Source organism: Pseudomonas sp. FFUP_PS_473 (assembly GCF_002858665.1).
GTDB classification, from domain to species: domain Bacteria; phylum Pseudomonadota; class Gammaproteobacteria; order Pseudomonadales; family Pseudomonadaceae; genus Aquipseudomonas; species Aquipseudomonas defluvii.
The window spans coordinates 66,115-84,698 of record NZ_PJQQ01000010.1 but is presented as its reverse complement, the minus strand read 5'-3'; the positions used below and the strand labels follow the sequence as shown (position 1 = coordinate 84,698).

18 protein-coding genes are annotated in these 18,584 nt (G+C 60.6%); 2 read left to right on the top strand and 16 right to left on the bottom strand.

Annotated elements, in window-relative coordinates; genetic code table 11:
* Nucleotides 1-24: 24 nt before the first annotated feature.
* Both ccmB and ccmA read right to left on the bottom strand, forming a co-directional pair.
* Nucleotides 25-693, bottom strand: a complete 669-nt coding sequence (gene ccmB, locus CYD26_RS09145; RefSeq protein WP_065759853.1) for a heme exporter protein CcmB — start codon at nt 691-693, stop codon at nt 25-27.
* The gene (gene ccmA, locus CYD26_RS09140) at nt 690-1,322 is read right to left on the bottom strand and encodes a cytochrome c biogenesis heme-transporting ATPase CcmA (RefSeq protein ID WP_102052420.1); all 633 of its coding nucleotides are present in this window, start codon (nt 1,320-1,322) and stop codon (nt 690-692) included. The genes ccmB and ccmA overlap by 4 nt, the downstream gene beginning before the upstream one ends.
* Nucleotides 1,323-1,516: 194 nt before the next feature.
* Here ccmA and CYD26_RS09135 point away from each other — a divergent pair, with 194 nt between their 5' ends.
* Both CYD26_RS09135 and CYD26_RS09130 read left to right on the top strand, forming a co-directional pair.
* A complete protein-coding gene (locus CYD26_RS09135) occupies nt 1,517-3,112 on the top strand; it encodes a flagellar hook-length control protein FliK (protein ID WP_102052419.1) in 1,596 nt (531 codons plus the stop codon).
* Complete coding sequence (locus CYD26_RS09130) at nt 3,109-3,444, top strand: EscU/YscU/HrcU family type III secretion system export apparatus switch protein (protein ID WP_065759852.1); 336 nt, start codon at nt 3,109-3,111, stop codon at nt 3,442-3,444. The genes CYD26_RS09135 and CYD26_RS09130 overlap by 4 nt, the downstream gene beginning before the upstream one ends.
* 917 nt (nt 3,445-4,361) lie before the next feature.
* On the opposite strand, the gene CYD26_RS09125 is transcribed toward CYD26_RS09130, so the two are convergent.
* The 14 genes from CYD26_RS09125 to flhA form a co-directional block, all read right to left on the bottom strand.
* On the bottom strand, nt 4,362-4,754 hold the full coding sequence (locus CYD26_RS09125) for a DUF2802 domain-containing protein (protein ID WP_065760016.1): 393 nt from the start codon (nt 4,752-4,754) through the stop codon (nt 4,362-4,364).
* A gap of 1 nt (nt 4,755) precedes the next feature.
* Complete coding sequence (locus tag CYD26_RS09120; RefSeq protein ID WP_065760015.1) at nt 4,756-5,235, bottom strand: chemotaxis protein CheW; 480 nt, start codon at nt 5,233-5,235, stop codon at nt 4,756-4,758.
* A 67-nt stretch (nt 5,236-5,302) separates the two neighbouring features.
* Nucleotides 5,303-6,172: a CheW domain-containing protein gene (locus CYD26_RS09115; RefSeq protein WP_102052418.1), complete on the bottom strand. Its 870-nt coding sequence runs from the start codon at nt 6,170-6,172 to the stop codon at nt 5,303-5,305.
* The gene (locus tag CYD26_RS09110) at nt 6,172-6,960 is read right to left on the bottom strand and encodes a ParA family protein (RefSeq protein WP_065760013.1); all 789 of its coding nucleotides are present in this window, start codon (nt 6,958-6,960) and stop codon (nt 6,172-6,174) included. Before CYD26_RS09110 ends, CYD26_RS09115 begins: the two co-directional genes overlap by 1 nt.
* 45 nt (nt 6,961-7,005) lie before the next feature.
* Nucleotides 7,006-7,893 (bottom strand): flagellar motor protein MotD, encoded by an 888-nt coding sequence (gene motD / locus CYD26_RS09105; protein ID WP_065760012.1) that lies wholly within the window; start codon nt 7,891-7,893, stop codon nt 7,006-7,008.
* A gap of 3 nt (nt 7,894-7,896) precedes the next feature.
* Nucleotides 7,897-8,637 carry a flagellar motor protein gene (locus CYD26_RS09100; protein ID WP_065760011.1) on the bottom strand — a complete coding sequence of 247 codons (741 nt, stop codon included), beginning with the start codon at nt 8,635-8,637 and terminating at the stop codon, nt 7,897-7,899.
* Complete coding sequence (locus tag CYD26_RS09095) at nt 8,637-9,752, bottom strand: chemotaxis response regulator protein-glutamate methylesterase (protein WP_065760010.1); 1,116 nt, start codon at nt 9,750-9,752, stop codon at nt 8,637-8,639. Before CYD26_RS09095 ends, CYD26_RS09100 begins: the two co-directional genes overlap by 1 nt.
* Nucleotides 9,753-9,797: 45 nt before the next feature.
* Complete coding sequence (locus CYD26_RS09090) at nt 9,798-12,038, bottom strand: chemotaxis protein CheA (protein ID WP_065760009.1); 2,241 nt, start codon at nt 12,036-12,038, stop codon at nt 9,798-9,800.
* A 12-nt stretch (nt 12,039-12,050) separates the two neighbouring features.
* Nucleotides 12,051-12,839: a protein phosphatase CheZ gene (locus CYD26_RS09085; protein WP_065760008.1), complete on the bottom strand. Its 789-nt coding sequence runs from the start codon at nt 12,837-12,839 to the stop codon at nt 12,051-12,053.
* A gap of 20 nt (nt 12,840-12,859) precedes the next feature.
* Entirely contained in the window at nt 12,860-13,234 is a 375-nt protein-coding gene (locus CYD26_RS09080; protein ID WP_176717425.1) for a chemotaxis response regulator CheY, read from the bottom strand.
* A gap of 106 nt (nt 13,235-13,340) precedes the next feature.
* On the bottom strand, nt 13,341-14,081 hold the full coding sequence (gene fliA, locus CYD26_RS09075) for an RNA polymerase sigma factor FliA (RefSeq protein WP_065760006.1): 741 nt from the start codon (nt 14,079-14,081) through the stop codon (nt 13,341-13,343).
* Entirely contained in the window at nt 14,078-14,911 is an 834-nt protein-coding gene (gene fleN / locus CYD26_RS09070; RefSeq protein ID WP_065760005.1) for a flagellar synthesis regulator FleN, read from the bottom strand. Before fleN ends, fliA begins: the two co-directional genes overlap by 4 nt.
* 120 nt (nt 14,912-15,031) lie before the next feature.
* Nucleotides 15,032-16,342, bottom strand: coding sequence for a flagellar biosynthesis protein FlhF (gene flhF / locus CYD26_RS09065; protein WP_065760004.1), 1,311 nt, complete (start codon nt 16,340-16,342; stop codon nt 15,032-15,034).
* 11 nt (nt 16,343-16,353) lie between these two features.
* On the bottom strand, nt 16,354-18,483 hold the full coding sequence (flhA, locus tag CYD26_RS09060) for a flagellar biosynthesis protein FlhA (RefSeq protein WP_065760003.1): 2,130 nt from the start codon (nt 18,481-18,483) through the stop codon (nt 16,354-16,356).
* Nucleotides 18,484-18,584 lie beyond the last annotated feature (101 nt).

Sequence of the window (18,584 nt, the reverse complement as noted above, 5' to 3'; positions counted from 1 at the left end):
GCTGGGCAGCGAGCCCAGACCTCATTATTCGCCGACGCTGATCTTCAGGCCAGCCGCTATTGCAAAGGGTGCCAACGTTACTGCCAGGGCGGTCAGGCTACCAAGCCAGAGCAGATAACCGGTCGCCGGCATCGCTTGCAGCGACGCCTGCAACGCGCCACTGCCCAAAATCAACACCGGGATATACAACGGCAGAATCAGCAGCGCCAGTAGCAGGCCACCACGTTTCAAGCCGACTGTCAGGGCTGCACCCACAGCGCCCAACAGACTCAACACCGGGGTGCCGAGCAAAAGTGATGCCAGCAGCACGGGCAGGCTGGCACTTGGCAAGCCGAGCATCAAGGCCAGCAGCGGTGCCAACAATACCAGTGCCAGGCCGGAAAAGGCCCAGTGTGCCAGCACCTTGGCCAATACCAGAAGAGGCAGGGGGTGCGACGAAAGGACCCACTGTTCCAGTGATCCATCCTCGAAATCACTGCGAAAAAGCCCGTCCAGCGAGAGCAGGACGGACAAAAGTGCAGCCACCCACACCAACCCAGGTGACAAGGTTTGCAACAATTGTGTCTCAGGACCGACCGCCAAAGGAAACAGTGCAATGACGATGGCGAAGAACACCAAGGGGTTGGCCAGCTCGGCCGGACGACGGCACAGCAGCCGCGCTTCGCGGCTCAGCAACAGGACAAATACACTCATGCGGCCCACTGCCCCAGGTTCAGTTCACGGTAACCGGAGGGTTTGCGCTCCAGCGTGTGGTGCGTGGTGAGGATCACCATGCCACCCGTTTCACAGTGGTGTGCCAGATGCGCTTCGAGCTGGGCCACCCCCTGCTTGTCGAGTGCGGTGAACGGTTCGTCGAGAATCCACAACGGCGGGCTGTCCAGGTACAACCGGGCCAGGGCCACGCGACGCTGCTGACCGGCCGACAGGGTATGACAAGGCACGTCCTCGAAGCCACGCAGGCCAACCGCCGCCAGTGCCTGCCAGATCGCCTCGCGCCCGGCCGGGCGGTGCAAGGCACACAACCAGGCAAGGTTCTCCTCTGGCGTCAGCAGGTCCTTGATCCCCGCCGCATGGCCGATCCACAGCAGCAGCCGGACCAGTTCGCCGCGTTGCTCAGCCAAGGGCTTGCCTTGAACCAGGATCTGGCCACTGGTCGGGCGCATCAAACCGGCCAGCAACCGCAACAGGCTGGTTTTACCGCTGCCGTTGGGGCCGCTGATCTGGAGCATGTCGCCGGCGGCCAACTGCAGATCGAGATGCTCGAAGAGCATTCGCCAGTCGCGCTCGCAGGCCAGATCCACCGCTTCGAGTTGAGGGGTCACAGGTTTGCCTTATTGGTTCGGATGACTGTCTCAAGTCGGTCCCGGCGCGGCCGTTATACTGGAACGGTGACGCGGCCGACTGGTCTGTTCAAAAGAGCACCAGACCGCGAGCTCAAGGCTCCCCGAAAGTTCGGGCCGCATTATACATGCCATGTCCTACTGCAAAGAGGGCTATTTCGACAGGTTGTAACTTGATGACAGGCGAAATCAACAGCGTCGGCACGCAGGCACTGGCCAATCCACAGGCGCGCGGTGCCGCCATGACCGGCGAACTGCTAAGGCTTTTGCAGCCTCAGCAGGGCCTGCTGGCCCCCGGCGAAACGGCAGACGCCGAAGTTCTCTCGCTGAAGCAGAATGGTCAAGACTTCCAGCTATTGATCAAGTTGACCCAGGACAGCGGGCGGCAAACCAATGTACAAGCCAACAGCAGCCAGCCGCTGGCCCAAGGCACCCAGCTTACCGTCAGCCAGCCCAGCGCCTCGGCCCTGGCTATTGGCGTGCAACAGGCCAAGGCCAGTACTGTCACCACATTGACCCAGATCGACACCCGCCAGTTGCCGGTCGGCACCCTGCTGCAAGGCAAGGTACTGACCAGCCAGGCCCTGCCCCAGGCCAACGGCCAGGCCCTGCCCCAGGCCAACGGCCAGGCCAGCGTGTTCCGCTCACTGGTGAGCCTGCTCAATACTGTCCAGGCAGGCGCCACGCTGGCCGTGGACAGCCCGCGCCCGCTGCCGCTGGGCAGCTTGCTCAGCGCCGTCGTACGCGGTGAACAACAGCTGTCGTTCATGCCGCTGAGTGGTCGCCAGGACCAGTTGGCAATCGCCCAACACCTGAGCAGCCAGCAAACCCGCCAGGCATCATTACCAGGCCTGCTGGCGGCCTTGCAGCGGATCGCCAGCGATGATCAACAACCTGCCCCATTGCGTACCCGTATCGACACGCTGCTCGCCAGCCTGCCGGATGTACGCCAGCTCAGCGATGCGAAGGGCCTGGCCCACGCCATGAACAACAGCGGCCTGTTTCTGGAAGCCAAGTTGCTCAACGGCCTGCCAAGCGGCCTTGCACCGGACCTCAAGGCCCAGGTAGTACGCCTGATCGCACAGATACTGCCGGGGCTGCCCACCAGCACTCCATTCAACCCCGCCACCGCAGCGACCACCCTGTCCCAGGCCATGCCGGGCATGCTGCGCAACGCACTGGGCATGCTCGGCCAGGTGGGTGCACGGATCACCCCTTCCAGCTTCCCCCTGCCCTCGCGGCTGCTGCAGAGCCTGGAGGGCGAAGGCGACCTTGAGCACGTGCTGCGCCTCGCGGCGGCGGCCGTCTCTCGACTGCAAAGCCATCAACTGGCTAGCCTGGAGCAAACCGGCAGTACCGCCGACGGCACCCTGCAGACCACCTGGCAACTGGAAATTCCGCTGCGCACTGGCCAGGACTTCATGCCCTTGCAGGTCAAGCTGCAACGCGAAGAAACGCCTGAGCAACAGGCCGACCCGGAACGTGAAAAGCGCGACCCTCTGGAAATGCTCTGGAAGATTGAGCTGTCGTTCGACCTCAGCCCGCTGGGGCCGTTGCAAGTGCAGGCGCAGCTTGCCCAGGGCTGCCTGTCGAGCCAGCTGTGGGCCGAGCTGCCCAGCACAGTGCGCCTGATCGAAAGCCAGCTGAGCGAGCTGCGCACTCGTTTACTAGCACGGGGGCTGAGCGTCGGCGAGCTGAACTGTCATCACGGCACGCCGCCGCAAGGGCCGCGTACACGCCTGGAACAACGTTGGGTAGATGAAAACGCATGACTGAGCAAACACCCCGCCAGGCCATTGCCCTGAGCTACGACGGCCAACAAGCGCCCACCCTCACGGCCAAAGGCGATGACGCACTGGCCGAGGCGATCCTGGCCCTGGCGCGCGAGCACGAAGTGCCCATCTATGAAAACGCCGACCTGGTGAAACTGCTGGCACGGATGGAACTGGGCGACCGTATACCCGAAGCGCTGTACTTGACCATCGCCGAAATCATCGCCTTCGCCTGGCAACTCAAAGGCAAGGTGCCGGTGGATTTTGTAGATGAGGGACCGCAGGAACGGGATGTAACGCCACAGGCACTGGGCCTACAGGCACCGCTGTAAAGGGAAACGGGGGATTTTTGGCACTTGTCTCGCGAACTTATCCATTCCCTGCAAAGGGACGCCCTGCAGCGCCTGACATTCCGCGCACCGACAAGCAGAGGCTCGCTGTTTTGCCTGCCTGCGAAGATTTTGGGCTTTTCAGCGTTGCTTTTTATGCACTGAACTCGCAGGCGCCGCCAAATTGTCCCTTCAGGAGGTCGAACGCAGGCAGTGCGTAGTCGGGTGCCAGGCAGGGAGCCTGGCAAGGGCTGAGGGCCAGGAAGGCCCTTCAGCACGGCCCCGGCGGGAGCACTGCCGGAGTGAGAGAACCCGCAGCGCAGCGTAGGGCCGGATGTTGGGACGAGGGGTTTTGGTCACTTTTGCCCCGACAAAAGTGACACGCCGTAAAGGCGGAACGGGGTATCAGGCCCGACATCGCGAATGGATATGCCTGCTTGCATTAGCGGCGATACAGGTTTGTGATTTGTGGCACTTGTCTCGCGGACATATCCATTCCCTGCAGCGGCACCACCGGCTGGTTTCGCCTTTTACGGCGACCCACTTTTGAACGGCACAAAAGTGGGCAAAACGCCCTGTCCCGACATCCGGCCCTACGCTGCGCTTCGGGTTCCTTCCTTACGCCATCGCTCCCGTGTGGACGCGCCGACGGGCCATCCATGGCCCATCAGCACTTGCGAGGCATCCATGCCTCGCACCCCACTACGCGATGGCTCCACTCAGCCTCCTGAAGGGACGCCTTGCAGCGCCTGACATTCCGCGCACTAACCAGCAAAGCACTCGCAGATGCTCGCTGCTTCGCTTGTCCGCGAAGGCTTCACGTAGCGCAGGGCCGGTTGTCGGGATAAGGGAGGAACTCGCCGCTTATCCGTGAAGGTAAACGGCGGTTTATCTTGGCCTTGATGCAGCTGATTGGGTGCTTAGCCGCGGTGCAGCTTACTCATCAGCTCTGCCTCGGCCTGGGTCAGGCCGCAGGACTGGGTCAGTTCGTCAACGCTGGCACCCATGCCGACCAAGCGCTCGGCCTGGGCAAACGACAGGCTGTTGGGGTCACGCTGCTCCAACTGCATCAGCTTGTCAGGCAACGGTGCCACGACCGCACGCAACTCATGCAGGGCTTCGCCCATTCGCACGGTGCCATTCTGGTAGTCGTCCAGGCGCTTGGCCAGGTCCTTGATGCGCTGATCGCGCAGCGCATCCCCCTGGGCCTGTTGCGAGGCCAGCTCACGCTGGCGCTTGCTATACCCCAGAAACAGCCACAGGCTCACCGCCCAGAGCAGCGCCAGAAAAATGACTGCAACCTCGAAAATCAAATCAGATGTTCTCCAGCTCTGACCACTCTTCCTCGGTCATCATCTTGTCCAACTCAACCAGAATCAGCAGCTCGCCGTTCTTGTTGCATACGCCTTGAATGAACTTGGCCGATTCCTCGTTGCCCACATTCGGCGCGGTTTCAACTTCCGATTGGCGCAGGTAAACCACTTCGGCAACGCTGTCGACCAGAATACCAACGACTTGCTTGTCCGCTTCGATGATGACGATACGGGTGTTGTCGCTGACATCGGTCGGTGCCAGGCCAAAGCGCTGACGCGTATCGATCACGGTGACGACGTTACCGCGCAGGTTGATGATGCCCAGCACGTAACTCGGCGCACCCGGCACAGGCGCAATCTCGGTGTAGCGAAGCACTTCCTGCACTTGCATCACATTGATGCCGTAGGACTCGTTGTCCAGGCGGAAGGTCACCCACTGCAGAATCGGATCTTCGGAACCTTGTGCAGATGTCTTTTTCATTCCCCTAACCCTCAAAATCCGCCGTTGGCGGTGTGCTCAGTGTGACCGCACGCGGTGCGGCCATCATTTATGGTTGTTTGTGCATCTGCTTGACCGCGCCGCTGGCAATCAGCTCAGCCAATTCGGCGACATCCAGCAACGCGCACATATGCTCAATCACGGTACCGGCCAGCCATGGCCGCTGGCCACGTTGGCTACGCCATTTGATTTCGCCGGGGTCCAGGCGCAGCGAGCGGCTGACCTGATGCACCGCCAGCCCCCACTCGTAGCCTTGCACCGAAATCACATACTGCAGCCCCTGACGGAAATCATCGCGGTAGCGGTCCGGCATGACCCAACGGGCAGTGTCCAGCACTTTCAGGTTGCCGGCCTGGCTCGGCAGAATGCCAAGAAACCAGTCAGGTTGGCCGAACAACGGTGTCAGTTCCTGACCCGCCAGCGAGTAGATCGAGCCCAGGCAGACCAGCGGAACGGCCAGCGTCAGCCCGGCGACATCGAACAACAGGCATTCAAACGGTTCGGCAGCCCAGGCTGGGCGACCGTCTGTGGTAGCCGGAGGCACTGGCGGATTGAGCGCAGGCGGCAGATGAACCTCAACCAAGGGTTCAACCGGCACTGGCGCCTCAACCACCGGAGCCGCTGGTGCTACCGCGACCTCCAGCGGTGGCGCGATAACAGGCATTACCAGCGGGCTCGGCTCGGCAAAGACCGTTGTGGTGACTTCTACCGATACAGACGGCTGGCGCTTGGCATCACGCACCTGCTCTTCAAGCACGGCAGCCTGAAATTCGTCCAGTTCCGCTGGCACTTCGACAGGCGGGCGAAGCGTTTCAACACGCGGCGGCTCCAGCTCTTCGGTCGCTTCCTGCAACAAGCCATCCAGGTAGGATTGCAGGGCCAGTTGTGGCCGGGTGGCGATCAACGCGGGGCGAGTCATCAAGCCACCTGCGCTGCAGCGTTGTGGGTAAGCAACTGCTTGAGCAGCGCCCTGTAAGCGGTTACGCCACGGCTTTTGCCATCGAATTGCGAAGGCGTCAAACCGGCCCGGCTGGCATCACGCAGGCGCGTATCAACCGGGATGTAGCCCTGCCAGATATGTTCCGGGTAACTGTCACGCAGCACCCGCAGCGTGCCCATGGAAGCCTGGGTACGCCGATCGAACAACGTCGGCACGATATGGAACGGCAACGCCTGCTTGCGTGAGCGGTTCACCATCGCAAGCGTGCTGACCATGCGCTCCAGGCCTTTGACCGCCAGGTATTCGGTTTGCACTGGAATCACCAGTTGCTGGCTGGCAGCCAGGGCGTTGACCATCAACACGCCGAGTAACGGTGGGCTGTCGATGATGGCGTAGTCGAAATCCTGCCACAGCTGCGCCAGACTCTTGGCGATCACCAGGCCCAGGCCGCTTTGCCCGGGAGACTGACGCTCCAGGGTGGCGAGGGCGGTACTCGATGGCAACAACGAGATATTGTCGTGACTGGTCGGCAGCAGCAGCTGCCCCGGCAAGCCTTCGGGGACAGTGCCCTTGTGCAAGAACAAGTCGAAGCTGCTGTGCTCCAGGGTATCGGGATTGTGCCCGAAGTAGCTGGTCATGGACCCATGAGGGTCGAGGTCAACCACGACCACGCGCTTGCCCGCATCAGCCAGCAAACCGGCCAAGGCGATGGACGTGGTGGTCTTGCCGACGCCACCTTTTTGATTGGCTACTGCCCAGACTCTCATTGCGCTGCTTCCTCCCGCTACGGCAACCTGCCCTACCGGGATCGGTTATAAGGTCGGTGACGGGGAATTGACGGGGCTGGCCCCGACCGTCGGTGATACCACTCGCGGTGCAGTTTGTGTGCCAGCTCGCTTCATTGCTGCATCTGGCGTGGCATTGGCACTGCCCGTACCGGTCAGGCTGCGGCGCACCTCCAGGTTACGCGAGATCACCAGCACCACCCGACGATTGCGCGCACGCCCTTCTGCCGTGGTATTGCTGGCAATCGGCTGGAACTCGCCATAGCCCACCGACGCCATGCGTGCGGGGTTAACGCCTTCCATCGCCAACAGGCGCACAATGCTGGCCGCACGCGCCGACGACAGCTCCCAGTTGGTCGGGTACTGCGCCGTGCGAATCGGCAAATCGTCGGTGAACCCTTCGACATGCACCGGGTTGGCGAAAGGCTTCAGGATCCGCGCCACTTTTTCGATGATATTGAAGGCCGCGTCGCTGGGCATGGCGTCGCCACTGCCAAACAGCAGCGAAGAGTTCAACTCGATCTCCACCCACAACTCGTTGCCGCGCACCGTCATCTGATCGGATTTGATCAAATCACCGAAGGCGTCCCGAACATCGTTGGTGATGGTCTTGAGTGGATCGCTGTTGGTTTGAGCAAGCCCGGCATCGACCTGTTCGCTATCGCGGATCAGCGGTTCGGCTGGTTTGACGCTGAGCGGCTGCTCATCGCCAATCGGAATCGGCCGCATGCTCCGTTCGGGGTCATTGAAAACCCCGAGCAGGGCCTGGGAAATTATTTTGTACTTGCCCTCGTTGATCGAGGAGATCGAGTACATGACCACGAAGAAGGCGAACAACAAGGTAATGAAGTCGGCGTACGACACCAGCCAGCGTTCGTGGTTCTCATGTTCCTCGGGGGCGCGACGACGAGCCATGTATTACTCCATGAAGCCCTGAAGCTTCAACTCGATCGAACGCGGGTTTTCACCTTCTGCAATCGACAACAGGCCTTCCAGGAGCATTTCCCGGTAACGCGACTGACGCAGGGCCAGCGCCTTGAGCTTGTTGGCGACCGGCAGCAGGATCAGGTTGGCACTGGCAACACCATAGATCGTCGCCACGAACGCAACGGCAATGCCATTGCCCAGCTGGGACGGGTCGGCCAGATTGCCCATCACATGGATCAAACCCATTACCGCACCGATGATGCCGATGGTTGGCGCATAGCCGCCCATGCTCTCGAACACTTTTGCAGCCTGGATATCGCGGCTTTCCTGGGTGTAGAAATCCACCTCGAGAATGCTGCGAATCGCTTCCGGCTCCGCACCATCGACCAGCAGTTGCAAGCCCTTGCGCGCATAGGGATCGGGCTCGGCGTCAGCCACCCCTTCCAGGCCCAGCAGGCCCTCTTTGCGCGCCGTCAGGCTCCAGTTGACTACCCGATCAATACCACCGGCCAGGTCAACCCGTGGCGGGAACAGGATCCAGATGACAATCTGCATCGCGCGCTTGAAAGCGCTCATCGGCGACTGCAGCAACGAAGCCGCCAACGTGCCGCCGAGCACGATCAGCGCCGCAGGGCCGTTGATCAACGCAGACAGGTGGCCGCCTTCCAGGTAGTTGCCACCAATGATGGCAACAAAGGCCAGGATGATCCCGATGAGGCTCAAGACATCCATTAGACGCACGCCTCGACCAGATGCCGACCGATGTCATCCAGGCCGTACACCGCGTCCGCCAGATTGGCCTTGACGATCGCCATGGGCATGCCATAGATCACGCAGCTGGCTTCATCCTGAGCCCAGACCTGGCTGCCGCCCTGCTTGAGCAGGCGAGCACCTTCGCGGCCATCAGCGCCCATGCCGGTCAACACCACGGCCAATACCTTGTCGCCGTAGGACTTCGCGGCAGAACCAAAGGTGATGTCCACGCACGGTTTGTAGTTCAGACGCTCGTCGCCCGGGAGGATTTTCACCGTACCCCGCGCATCAACCATCATCTGCTTGCCACCAGGGGCCAGCAGCGCCAGGCCTGGACGCAACACGTCACCGTCCTCGGCTTCCTTGACACTGATCTTGCAGAGCTTGTCCAGGCGTTCGGCAAACGCCTTGGTGAACGCCGCCGGCATGTGCTGGATCAATACGATCGGCGCCGGGAAGTTTGCCGGCAGCTGGGTCAGTACGCGCTGCAGGGCAACCGGGCCGCCTGTCGACGTGCCGATGGCCAACAGCTTGTAGGACTTGCGTTTGGGTGCAGGCGAGCTGGGTGCGGCCGCACGTGCTGGCGCGCTAGCAGGCGCTGGGCGCGAGAGGCCTGGCGACGCCATGCTGCTGACACTGTGCTGGGCGCTGGGCGCTGGAGCCGGTGCTGGCGTGGCGAAACTGCTGAAGCGGCGGTTACTGCGGGAAATGGTATGAACCTTTTCGCACAGCAGTTGCTTGACCTTTTCCGGGTTGCGCGAGATGTCCTCGAAGTTCTTCGGCAGGTAATCCACCGCACCGGCATCCAGTGCATCAAGGGTAACGCGAGCACCTTCATGGGTCAGCGAGGAGAACATCAACACCGGCGTCGGGCAACGCTGCATGATGTGCCGAACGGCAGTGATGCCATCCATCATGGGCATTTCATAGTCCATGGTGATCACATCAGGCTTGAGCGACAGTGCTTGGTCGATCGCTTCCTTGCCGTTGGTCGCGGTGCCCACGACCTGGATAGTCGGGTCCGCTGAAAGAATTTCCGAGACACGGCGGCGGAAGAAACCGGAATCATCCACCACCAGGACCTTGACTGCCATAAACACTCCATTACGGGGCGCGGTCGAAAGACCGCGCCACCGGGATCAAATACGCCGGGCAGCGTAACGCTTGAGCATGCTCGGAACGTCGAGGATCAGCGCAATGCGCCCGTCACCGGTAATGGTGGCGCCCGACATCCCAGGGGTGCCTTGCAGCATCTTGCCCAGCGGCTTGATGACCACCTCTTCCTGGCCGACCAGTTGATCGACGACGAAGCCGATCCGCTGAGTGCCCACCGAGAGGATCACCACATGGCCTTCGTGCTGCTCTTCATGAGCGGCAGAGCTGACCAACCAGCGCTTGAGGTAAAACAGTGGCAACGCCTTGTCGCGTACGATCACCACTTCCTGGCCGTCAACCACGTTGGTACGCGACAGGTCGAGGTGGAAAATTTCGTTGACGTTGACCAGCGGGAACGCGAACGCCTGATTGCCCAGCATGACCATCAGCGTCGGCATGATCGCCAAGGTCAACGGCACCTTGATCACGATCTTCGAACCCTGGCCCTTGGCCGAGTAGATGTTGATCGAGCCGTTGAGCTGGGAGATCTTGGTTTTCACCACGTCCATGCCGACACCACGGCCAGACACATCGGAGATCTCGGTCTTGGTGGAAAAGCCCGGGGCGAAGATCAGGTTGTAGCAGTCCGACTCGCTCAGGCGATCGGCTGCATCCTTGTCCATCAGGCCCTTTTCCACCGCCTTGGCGCGCAGCACGTTGGGGTCCATGCCCTTGCCGTCGTCAGAGATCGACAAGAGGATGTGATCGCCTTCCTGCTCAGCCGACAGTACGACCTTGCCACCACGCGATTTGCCTGCGGCTTCACGCTCTTCCGGTGTTTCGACACCGTGGTCGACAGCGTTGCGCACCAAGTGAACCAGCGGGTCGGCCAAGGCCTCGACCAGGTTTTTGTCCAGGTCGGTCTCTTCGCCCACCAGCTCCAGGTTGATCTCTTTCTTCAACTGGCGCGCCAGGTCACGAACCAGGCGCGGGAAGCGCCCGAAGACCTTCTTGATCGGCTGCATGCGGGTCTTCATGACCGCGGTTTGCAGGTCAGCGGTGACCACGTCAAGGTTCGACACTGCCTTGGACATGGCCTCATCGCCGCTGTTCAAGCCCAGGCGAACCAGGCGGTTACGCACCAGTACCAGCTCGCCGACCATGTTCATGATCTCATCGAGGCGGGCAGTATCGACGCGCACCGTGGTTTCGGCTTCGCTGGCGGCATGCTTGTCGGCTGACGCCGGAGCGGCCTGACGCGCAGGTGCTGCCGCTGCAGCGGCAGCAGGCTTGGCGACGGGAGCAGGTGCAGGTGCTGCAGCGGGCACGGGCTTGGCCGCAGGTTTGGCCTCAGGCTTGGCTACTGCCGCATCTGCGACCGAGGCCGTTGCTGCTGCGCCCTCGGCAAATTTACCTTTGCCGTGGATCTGATCGAGCAACGCTTCGAACTCGTGCTCGGAAATATGGTCGCCAGACGCTTCGGTAGCAGCGGGCTCGACAGCCGCGGCCGGCAGTGCATCCACAGCAAAGGTACCCTTGCCATGAAGCTGATCCAGCAGCGCTTCAAATTCGTCGTCGGTAATTTCGTTGCTGGCTTCAGTGCCTGCCTCGACAACCGCTGCCGACGCAGGCGCAGCAGGTGTGGGAAGGCTGTCGGCAGCAAACTGGCCTTTGCCGTGCAGTTGGTCGAGCAATGACTCAAATTCGGCATCGGTGATTTCATCACCCGCCGCTGCTGCCGGAGCAGCAGGCGCCTCGGCCTCGGCCTTGACGGCGTTGAGCGAGTCGAGCAGTTGCTCGAACTCCGTATCGGTAATGTCGCCAGAGGCTTGCTCAGCGGGCACCTCGGCAACCGGCTCTGGCTCTGGCTCGGGTGCAGCGGCCTGCTGGGCCGAAGCCGGCTCAGCCAAGCGTGCCAGCGCAGCCAGAAGCTCTGGCGTGGCCGGCGTCACATCGCTGCGCTCGCGGACCTGGCCGAACATGCTGTTGACCGTGTCCAGGGCTTCCAGGACCACGTCCATCAGCTCGGAGTCAACGCGACGCTCACCCTTGCGCAGAATGTCGAACACGTTCTCGGCAATATGGCAGCACTCCACCAGCTCATTGAGCTGGAGGAAGCCGGCGCCCCCTTTTACAGTGTGAAAGCCGCGAAAGATTGCATTGAGCAGATCCGCATCATCAGGCCGGCTTTCCAGCTCGACCAATTGCTCGGACAGTTGCTCAAGAATTTCGCCGGCTTCTACCAGGAAATCCTGGAGGATTTCTTCATCGGCGCCGAAGCTCATTAAACGTGCTCCCTAAAAACCCAGGCTGGACAACAGATCGTCGACATCGTCCTGACCGGACACGACGTCTTCACGCTTATCGGCATGAATCTGCGGACCTTCACCTCGAGTCGGATGTTTTTCTTGATCTTTTTCAGCACGTAGCTGCTGGTGGTCATGTTCAATACCGGCAAAGCGGTCGACCTGACTGGCCATCAATACGAGCTTGAGCAGATTGCTTTCTACTTCGGTAACCAGTTGCGTGACGCGCTTGATCACCTGGCCGGTCAGGTCTTGGTAGTCCTGAGCCAACAGAATGTCATTGAGGTGGCCTGCCACTTCACGGGTGCCGGCCTCGCTGCGCGTCAGAAAACTGTCAACGCGACGCGCCAGCTCGCGAAACTCCGGCGCAGCCACTTCTCGACGCATGAAACGCTGCCAGTCGGCACTCAAGGTACTTGCCTCGGCACTCAATTCTTGAAGCACCGGCGTACTTTGCTCGACCAGGTCCATGGTCCGGTTAGCCGCGCCCTCGGTGAGCTTGACCACATAGGACAAGCGCTCGGTGGCATCGGTGATCTGCGACACTTCCTCAGCCTGCGGCATCTGCGGGTCAATATGAAAACTGACGATCGCACTATGCAACTCGCGGGTGAGCTTGCCGACTTCCTGATACAGGCCGCGATCACGGGTCTGGTTCAGCTGATGGATCAGTTGTACCGCGTCGCCGAATTTACCTCGTTCAAGGCTATCGACAAGCTCGTTGGCATGTTTCTTCAGTGTCGACTCGAAGTCGCCCAACGACGATTGTTTATGCTCCATAAGCGCCCCCGTGGCGTACCTCAGCTATTGACGCGCTCGAAGATCTTCTCGATCTTTTCTTTCAACACCTGAGCCGTGAATGGTTTTACCACGTAACCATTAACGCCAGCCTGAGCCGCCTCAATGATCTGATCACGCTTGGCCTCTGCCGTTACCATCAGCACCGGCAGGTGTTTCAGGCGTTCGTCAGCGCGCACCGTACGCAGCAGGTCGATGCCGGACATGCCAGGCATGTTCCAGTCCGTTACCAGAAAATCGAAGTTACCGCTGTGCAGCATTGGCAGTGCAGTGACGCCGTCGTCCGCTTCCTGGGTATTGGTGAAGCCCAGGTCACGCAACAGGTTCTTGATGATCCGCCGCATCGTCGAAAAATCGTCAACGATGAGGATTTTCATGTTCTTGTCCAATTAGACCTCCAAGCAGTCTTTAACGCGCTCAGCGCTGAACGCGCACTCAATCAAATCCGGCACAACATTTTCACGACTGCATGAAACCCAGCAATCAACGCGCGCGCCATTCTCCCAGCCGCCCACGCAAGCGTGCAGCACACTGGCTGTGCAACTGGCTGACCCGCGACTCACTGACCCCAAGCACCTCGCCGATTTCCTTGAGGTTCAGCTCTTCGTCGTAATACAGCGCCAGCACCAGCCGCTCACGCTCAGGCAAGTTGGCAATCGCATCTGCCAACGCTGCCTGAAAGCGCTCGTCTTCCAGATCGCGCGAAGGCTCGACCTGGGCGCTGGCGCCGTCCTCGTGCAGCCCTTCATGCTCGCCGTCCTGCAACAGGTCGTCGAAGCTGAACAGGCGACTGCCCAAGGTGTCATTCAAAATCCCGTAATAATCATCGAGACTCAATTGAAGTTCGGCAGCAACCTCATGATCTTTAGCGTCACGACCTGTTTTTGCTTCAACAGCGCGAATTGCATCACTGACCATGCGGGTATTGCGATGAACCGAACGCGGCGCCCAATCCCCCTTGCGCACCTCATCCAGCATCGCACCGCGGATGCGAATACCGGCATAGGTCTCAAAACTGGCACCTTTGCTTGAGTCATACTTGTTCGCCACCTCAAGCAAACCGATCATGCCGGCCTGAATCAGGTCTTCAACCTGAACACTGGCGGGCAAACGCGCCAACAGGTGGTAAGCGATGCGCTTGACCAGCGGCGCGTAGCGTTCGACCAACTCATACTGCGCGTCGCGCGAAGCCTTGCTGTACATCCGGAAACCGCTGGCACTCATAGAGCAGGCCCCACACTGGTCGGCTGCACCAGACGCTCGACGAAGAACTCCAGATGGCCGCGTGGGTTGGCTGGCAGCGGCCAGCTATCGACCTTCTGGGCGATGGCCTTGAACGCCAACGCGCACTTGGAACGCGGAAAGGCTTCATAGACCGCTCGCTGCTTCTGCACGGCTTTACGCACGCACTCGTCATACGGCACTGCACCGACGTATTGTAGGGCGACATCGAGGAAGCGATCCGTGACCTTGGTCAACTTAGCGAACAGATTGCGCCCTTCCTGAGGGCTTTGCGCCATGTTCGCCAGCACGCGGAAGCGGTTCATGCCGTAATCACGGTTAAGCAGCTTGATCAACGCATAGGCGTCGGTAATCGAGGTCGGCTCGTCACAGACCACCAGCAACACTTCCTGGGCTGCTCGAACGAAGCTGACCACCGAGTCACCAATACCCGCAGCGGTGTCGATCACCAGCACATCGAGGTTGTCGCCTATATCGCTGAACGCCTGAATCAGGCCGGCATGCTGAGCGGGCGCCAGGTGAACCATGCTTTGCGTACCCGAAGCGGCAGGCACGATGCGCACACCGCCCGGCCCCTGCAGCAGCACGTCGCGCAGCTCGCAGTGCCCTTCGATAACGTCGGCCAGGGTTCGCTTGGGCGTGAGGCCCAGCAACACGTCGACGTTAGCCAGGCCCAGGTCGGCGTCCAACAGCATGACGCGACGGCCGAGCTCGGCCAACGCCAGTGACAAGTTCACTGACACGTTAGTCTTGCCAACGCCACCTTTGCCGCCGGTCACGGCGATCACCTGTACGGGATGCATGCTACCCATGTTTGTTCTTTACCTTGTCTTGCTTAGACCGAGGCCACATGACTGGCTGCACTTTCAAACACCTGAAAAATGCCTGGCAGACCATTGATGTAGATACTTTGCAACGTCTTCACCGACACCTCAGCCAACACGCTTGGGGCCGTGATAGAGATCAGCGAACATATCGGCCATGGCCTCCTCGCTGGGCTCGTCCTGCATTTGCACACTGACCGCGCGGCTGACCAACTGGTGGCGGCGCGGCAAGTGCAAGTCATCCGGAATGCGCGGCCCATCGGTCAGATAGGCCACCGGCAATTCATGACTGATCGCCAGGCTCAACACTTCACCAAGGCTGGCGGTTTCATCAAGTTTAGTCAGGATGCAACCGGCCAGCCCGCAGCGTTTGTAGCTGTGGTAGGCCGCCGTCAGCACCTGTTTCTGGCTGGTCGTCGCCAACACCAGGTAGTTCTTCGCCTGGATACCACGACCGGCCAGCGTCTCCAACTGCATGCGCAGGGCCGGATCACTGGCCTGCAAACCTGCGGTATCGATCAGTACCACGCGCTTGCGCAGCAAGGGCTCCAACGCCTGCCCCAAGGACTGCCCCGGATCGACATGGGTGACCGAAACATTAAGGATACGCCCTAACGTCTTCAGTTGTTCCTGGGCGCCGATGCGGAAACTGTCCATGCTCACCAGGGCCAGGTTCTGCGCGCCGTACTTGAGCACGTAGCGGGCTGCCAACTTCGCCAGCGTAGTGGTCTTGCCCATACCCGCCGGACCGACCATGGCGATCACGCCACCCTCTTCGATCGGATCGACTTCCGGCACGCTGATCATCCGCGCCAGGTGGGCCAGCAACATCCGCCAGGCATGGCGTGGTTCTTCAATTTCGGCGGTCAGGTCAAGCAGCTCGCGCGACAGCGGTCCCGACAAGCCAATACGCTGCAGGCGGCGCCAGAGGCTCGCTTGCTGCGGCTTGCTGCCCTGCAGTTGAGTCCACGCCAGCGAACCCAGCTGCACTTCCAGCAATTCACGCAAACCGGACAGCTCGTTACGCATCGAGTCAAACAGGCGCTGATCTACCGCAGGCGCCGGCGCGACCCGAGGGCGCTCCGGCTCATCGACATGCGGCTCGATCAGCGGCTCCGACGCAGTCAGTGGCAGGCCGGCGAACAACTGACGATTCGCCGTCTCGTCACCCTCGACGCGACTGCTCAATTCGGCTTGGGCAGTGACGATGCGCGACTGAGTCTTGCGCAGCTCGTCCTCAAGCTCGACATTGGGAACACGTGGCGACAAGGCAGACAACTTGTAGTCCAGCGCAGCCGTCAGCTCGACACCGCCAGCAATCCGTCGGTTGCCGATGATGGCGGCCTCAGCCCCCAGCTCATCACGAACCAACTTCATGGCCTGACGCATATCGGCTGCGAAAAAACGCTTAACTTGCATAACCCACTACCTCAGCCGTTGGGGCCTACTGTGGCAACGATGGTGACTTGCTTGTTGTCAGGTATTTCCTGATACGCCAAAACATGCAAATTCGGTACTGCCAGGCGACCAAAACGCGACAACATTGCCCGTATCGGCCCTGCGACCAACAAGATCGCTGGTTGCCCTTGCATTTCTTGACGCTGGGCAGCCTCGATTAACGAACGCTGAAGCTTTTCAGCCATGCTTGGCTCAAGAAGAACGCCCTCTTCTTGACCTTGCCCGGCCCTTTGTAAACTATTGAGCAAAATCTGTTCCAACCTTGGCTCAAGCGTGATGACTGGCAGCTCAGACTCAGTGCCGACAATGCTTTGCACGATGGCGCGACACAATCCGACGCGCACCGCAGCCACCAAAGCGGCGGTATCTTGACTCTTCCCGGCGTTGTTCGCGATGGCTTCGGCAATGCTGCGGATATCGCGCACGGGTACCTGCTCGGACAACAGCGCCTGCAACACCTTGAGCAACCCAGACAGCGACATAATGCCCGGTACCAGCTCCTCGGCCAGTTTCGGCGAGCCCTTGGCCAACACCTGCAGCAACTGCTGAACCTCTTCGTGACCAATCAGCTCATGACAATGCTTGTGCAGGATCTGGTTCAAGTGCGTAGCAACCACGGTGCTGGCATCGACCACGGTGTAACCCAGCGACTGGGCCTGGCTGCGCTGCCCCACGTCGATCCACACAGCCTCCAGGCCGAAGGCCGGGTCCTTGGCGGCAATGCCATTGAGCGTACCAAAGACCTGCCCCGGGTTAATCGCCAGTTCCCGGTCAGGATAAATTTCCGCCTCAGCCAGGATGACCCCCATGAGCGTCAGGCGGTAAACACTTGGCGCAAGATCCAGGTTGTCGCGGATGTGCACCGTCGGCATCAGGAAACCGAGGTCCTGGGAGAGCTTTTTGCGCACGCCCTTGATCCGCGCCAACAGTTGCCCACCCTGATTGCGGTCGACCAACGGAATCAGGCGATAACCCACTTCCAGGCCGATCATGTCAATCGGCGTGACGTCGTCCCAACCCAGCTCTTTGGTTTCCATCGCTCGCTGCGGAGACGGCAGCAGGTCTTGCTGCATCTGGGCCATTTCCTGCGCCTTGAGCTTGGCCAGATTCTGCTTGCGCCACACCATGTAGGCAGCACCACCGGCCAGCGCCGCCAGGCCGATAAAGGCAACGTGCGGCATGCCCGGCACCAGGCCCATGACCAGCATGATCCCGGCCGAAACCGCCAAGGCCTTCGGCGACTCGAACATCTGCCGGTTGATCTGCTTGCCCATGTCCTCGGAACCCGAGGCACGCGTCACCATGATCGCCGCGGCGGTGGACAACAGCAGCGATGGCAACTGCGCCACCAAACCGTCACCAATGGTCAACAAGGCGTACACCTTGCCCGCATCGGCGAAGGTCATGTTGTGCTGGAACATACCGACGGCCATACCGCCGATCAGGTTGATGAACAGAATCAGCAGGCCGGCGATGGCGTCACCGCGCACAAACTTGCTGGCACCGTCCATGGAACCATAGAACTCGGCCTCCTGAGCCACCTCGGAGCGGCGCGCCTTGGCCTGGGCCTGATCGATCAGGCCGGCGTTGAGGTCGGCGTCGATTGCCATTTGCTTGCCCGGCATCGCGTCGAGGGTAAACCGCGCACTCACTTCGGAGATACGCCCTGCACCCTTGGTAACCACGACGAAGTTGATGATCATCAGGATGGCGAAGACCACGATACCGACCACGTAGTTACCGCCGATCACCACCTCACCAAAGGCCTGAATCACCTTACCGGCCGCAGCGTGACCATCATGACCATGGAGCATGACCACCCGCGTCGACGCTACGTTCAACGCCAGCCGTAGCAGCGTCGCCACCAGCAGAATGGTCGGAAAAACAGCAAAATCCAGTGGGCGCAGTGCGTAGACACACACCAGCAGGACCACAATCGACAGGGCAATGTTGAACGTGAAGAACACGTCGAGCAGGAACGGCGGGATCGGCAACATCATCATTGCCAGCAACACCAGCAGCAACAGCGGCACACCCAGGTTTCCTCGGCCAAGGCCGACCAGGTTGCTACGGGCGCTGTTGATTAACTGAGTGCGATCCACCGGTATTCCTCTCAAGCAAACTTTTGACGCCACGAAGGCGCGTGGCGCTGCCTTTGCAAGAAGCCTTCCAACTTTGCGTCTGTCACGCAATAAGAGGCTTT

What these genes read in the sequence shown, in the direction of transcription:
- ccmB (WP_065759853.1), bottom strand. Translation starts at nt 693, where the DNA reads ATGAGTGTATTTGTCCTGTTGCTGAGCCGCGAAGCGCGGCTGCTGTGC.
- CYD26_RS09135 (WP_102052419.1), top strand. Translation starts at nt 1,517, where the DNA reads ATGACAGGCGAAATCAACAGCGTCGGCACGCAGGCACTGGCCAATCCA.
- CYD26_RS09130 (WP_065759852.1), top strand. Translation starts at nt 3,109, where the DNA reads ATGACTGAGCAAACACCCCGCCAGGCCATTGCCCTGAGCTACGACGGC.
- CYD26_RS09120 (WP_065760015.1), bottom strand. Translation starts at nt 5,235, where the DNA reads ATGAAAAAGACATCTGCACAAGGTTCCGAAGATCCGATTCTGCAGTGG.
- CYD26_RS09115 (WP_102052418.1), bottom strand. Translation starts at nt 6,172, where the DNA reads ATGACTCGCCCCGCGTTGATCGCCACCCGGCCACAACTGGCCCTGCAA.
- CYD26_RS09110 (WP_065760013.1), bottom strand. Translation starts at nt 6,960, where the DNA reads ATGAGAGTCTGGGCAGTAGCCAATCAAAAAGGTGGCGTCGGCAAGACC.
- motD (WP_065760012.1), bottom strand. Translation starts at nt 7,893, where the DNA reads ATGGCTCGTCGTCGCGCCCCCGAGGAACATGAGAACCACGAACGCTGG.
- CYD26_RS09100 (WP_065760011.1), bottom strand. Translation starts at nt 8,637, where the DNA reads ATGGATGTCTTGAGCCTCATCGGGATCATCCTGGCCTTTGTTGCCATC.
- CYD26_RS09095 (WP_065760010.1), bottom strand. Translation starts at nt 9,752, where the DNA reads ATGGCAGTCAAGGTCCTGGTGGTGGATGATTCCGGTTTCTTCCGCCGC.
- CYD26_RS09090 (WP_065760009.1), bottom strand. Translation starts at nt 12,038, where the DNA reads ATGAGCTTCGGCGCCGATGAAGAAATCCTCCAGGATTTCCTGGTAGAA.
- CYD26_RS09085 (WP_065760008.1), bottom strand. Translation starts at nt 12,839, where the DNA reads ATGGAGCATAAACAATCGTCGTTGGGCGACTTCGAGTCGACACTGAAG.
- CYD26_RS09080 (WP_176717425.1), bottom strand. Translation starts at nt 13,234, where the DNA reads ATGAAAATCCTCATCGTTGACGATTTTTCGACGATGCGGCGGATCATC.
- fliA (WP_065760006.1), bottom strand. Translation starts at nt 14,081, where the DNA reads ATGAGTGCCAGCGGTTTCCGGATGTACAGCAAGGCTTCGCGCGACGCG.
- fleN (WP_065760005.1), bottom strand. Translation starts at nt 14,911, where the DNA reads ATGGGTAGCATGCATCCCGTACAGGTGATCGCCGTGACCGGCGGCAAA.
- flhF (WP_065760004.1), bottom strand. Translation starts at nt 16,342, where the DNA reads ATGCAAGTTAAGCGTTTTTTCGCAGCCGATATGCGTCAGGCCATGAAG.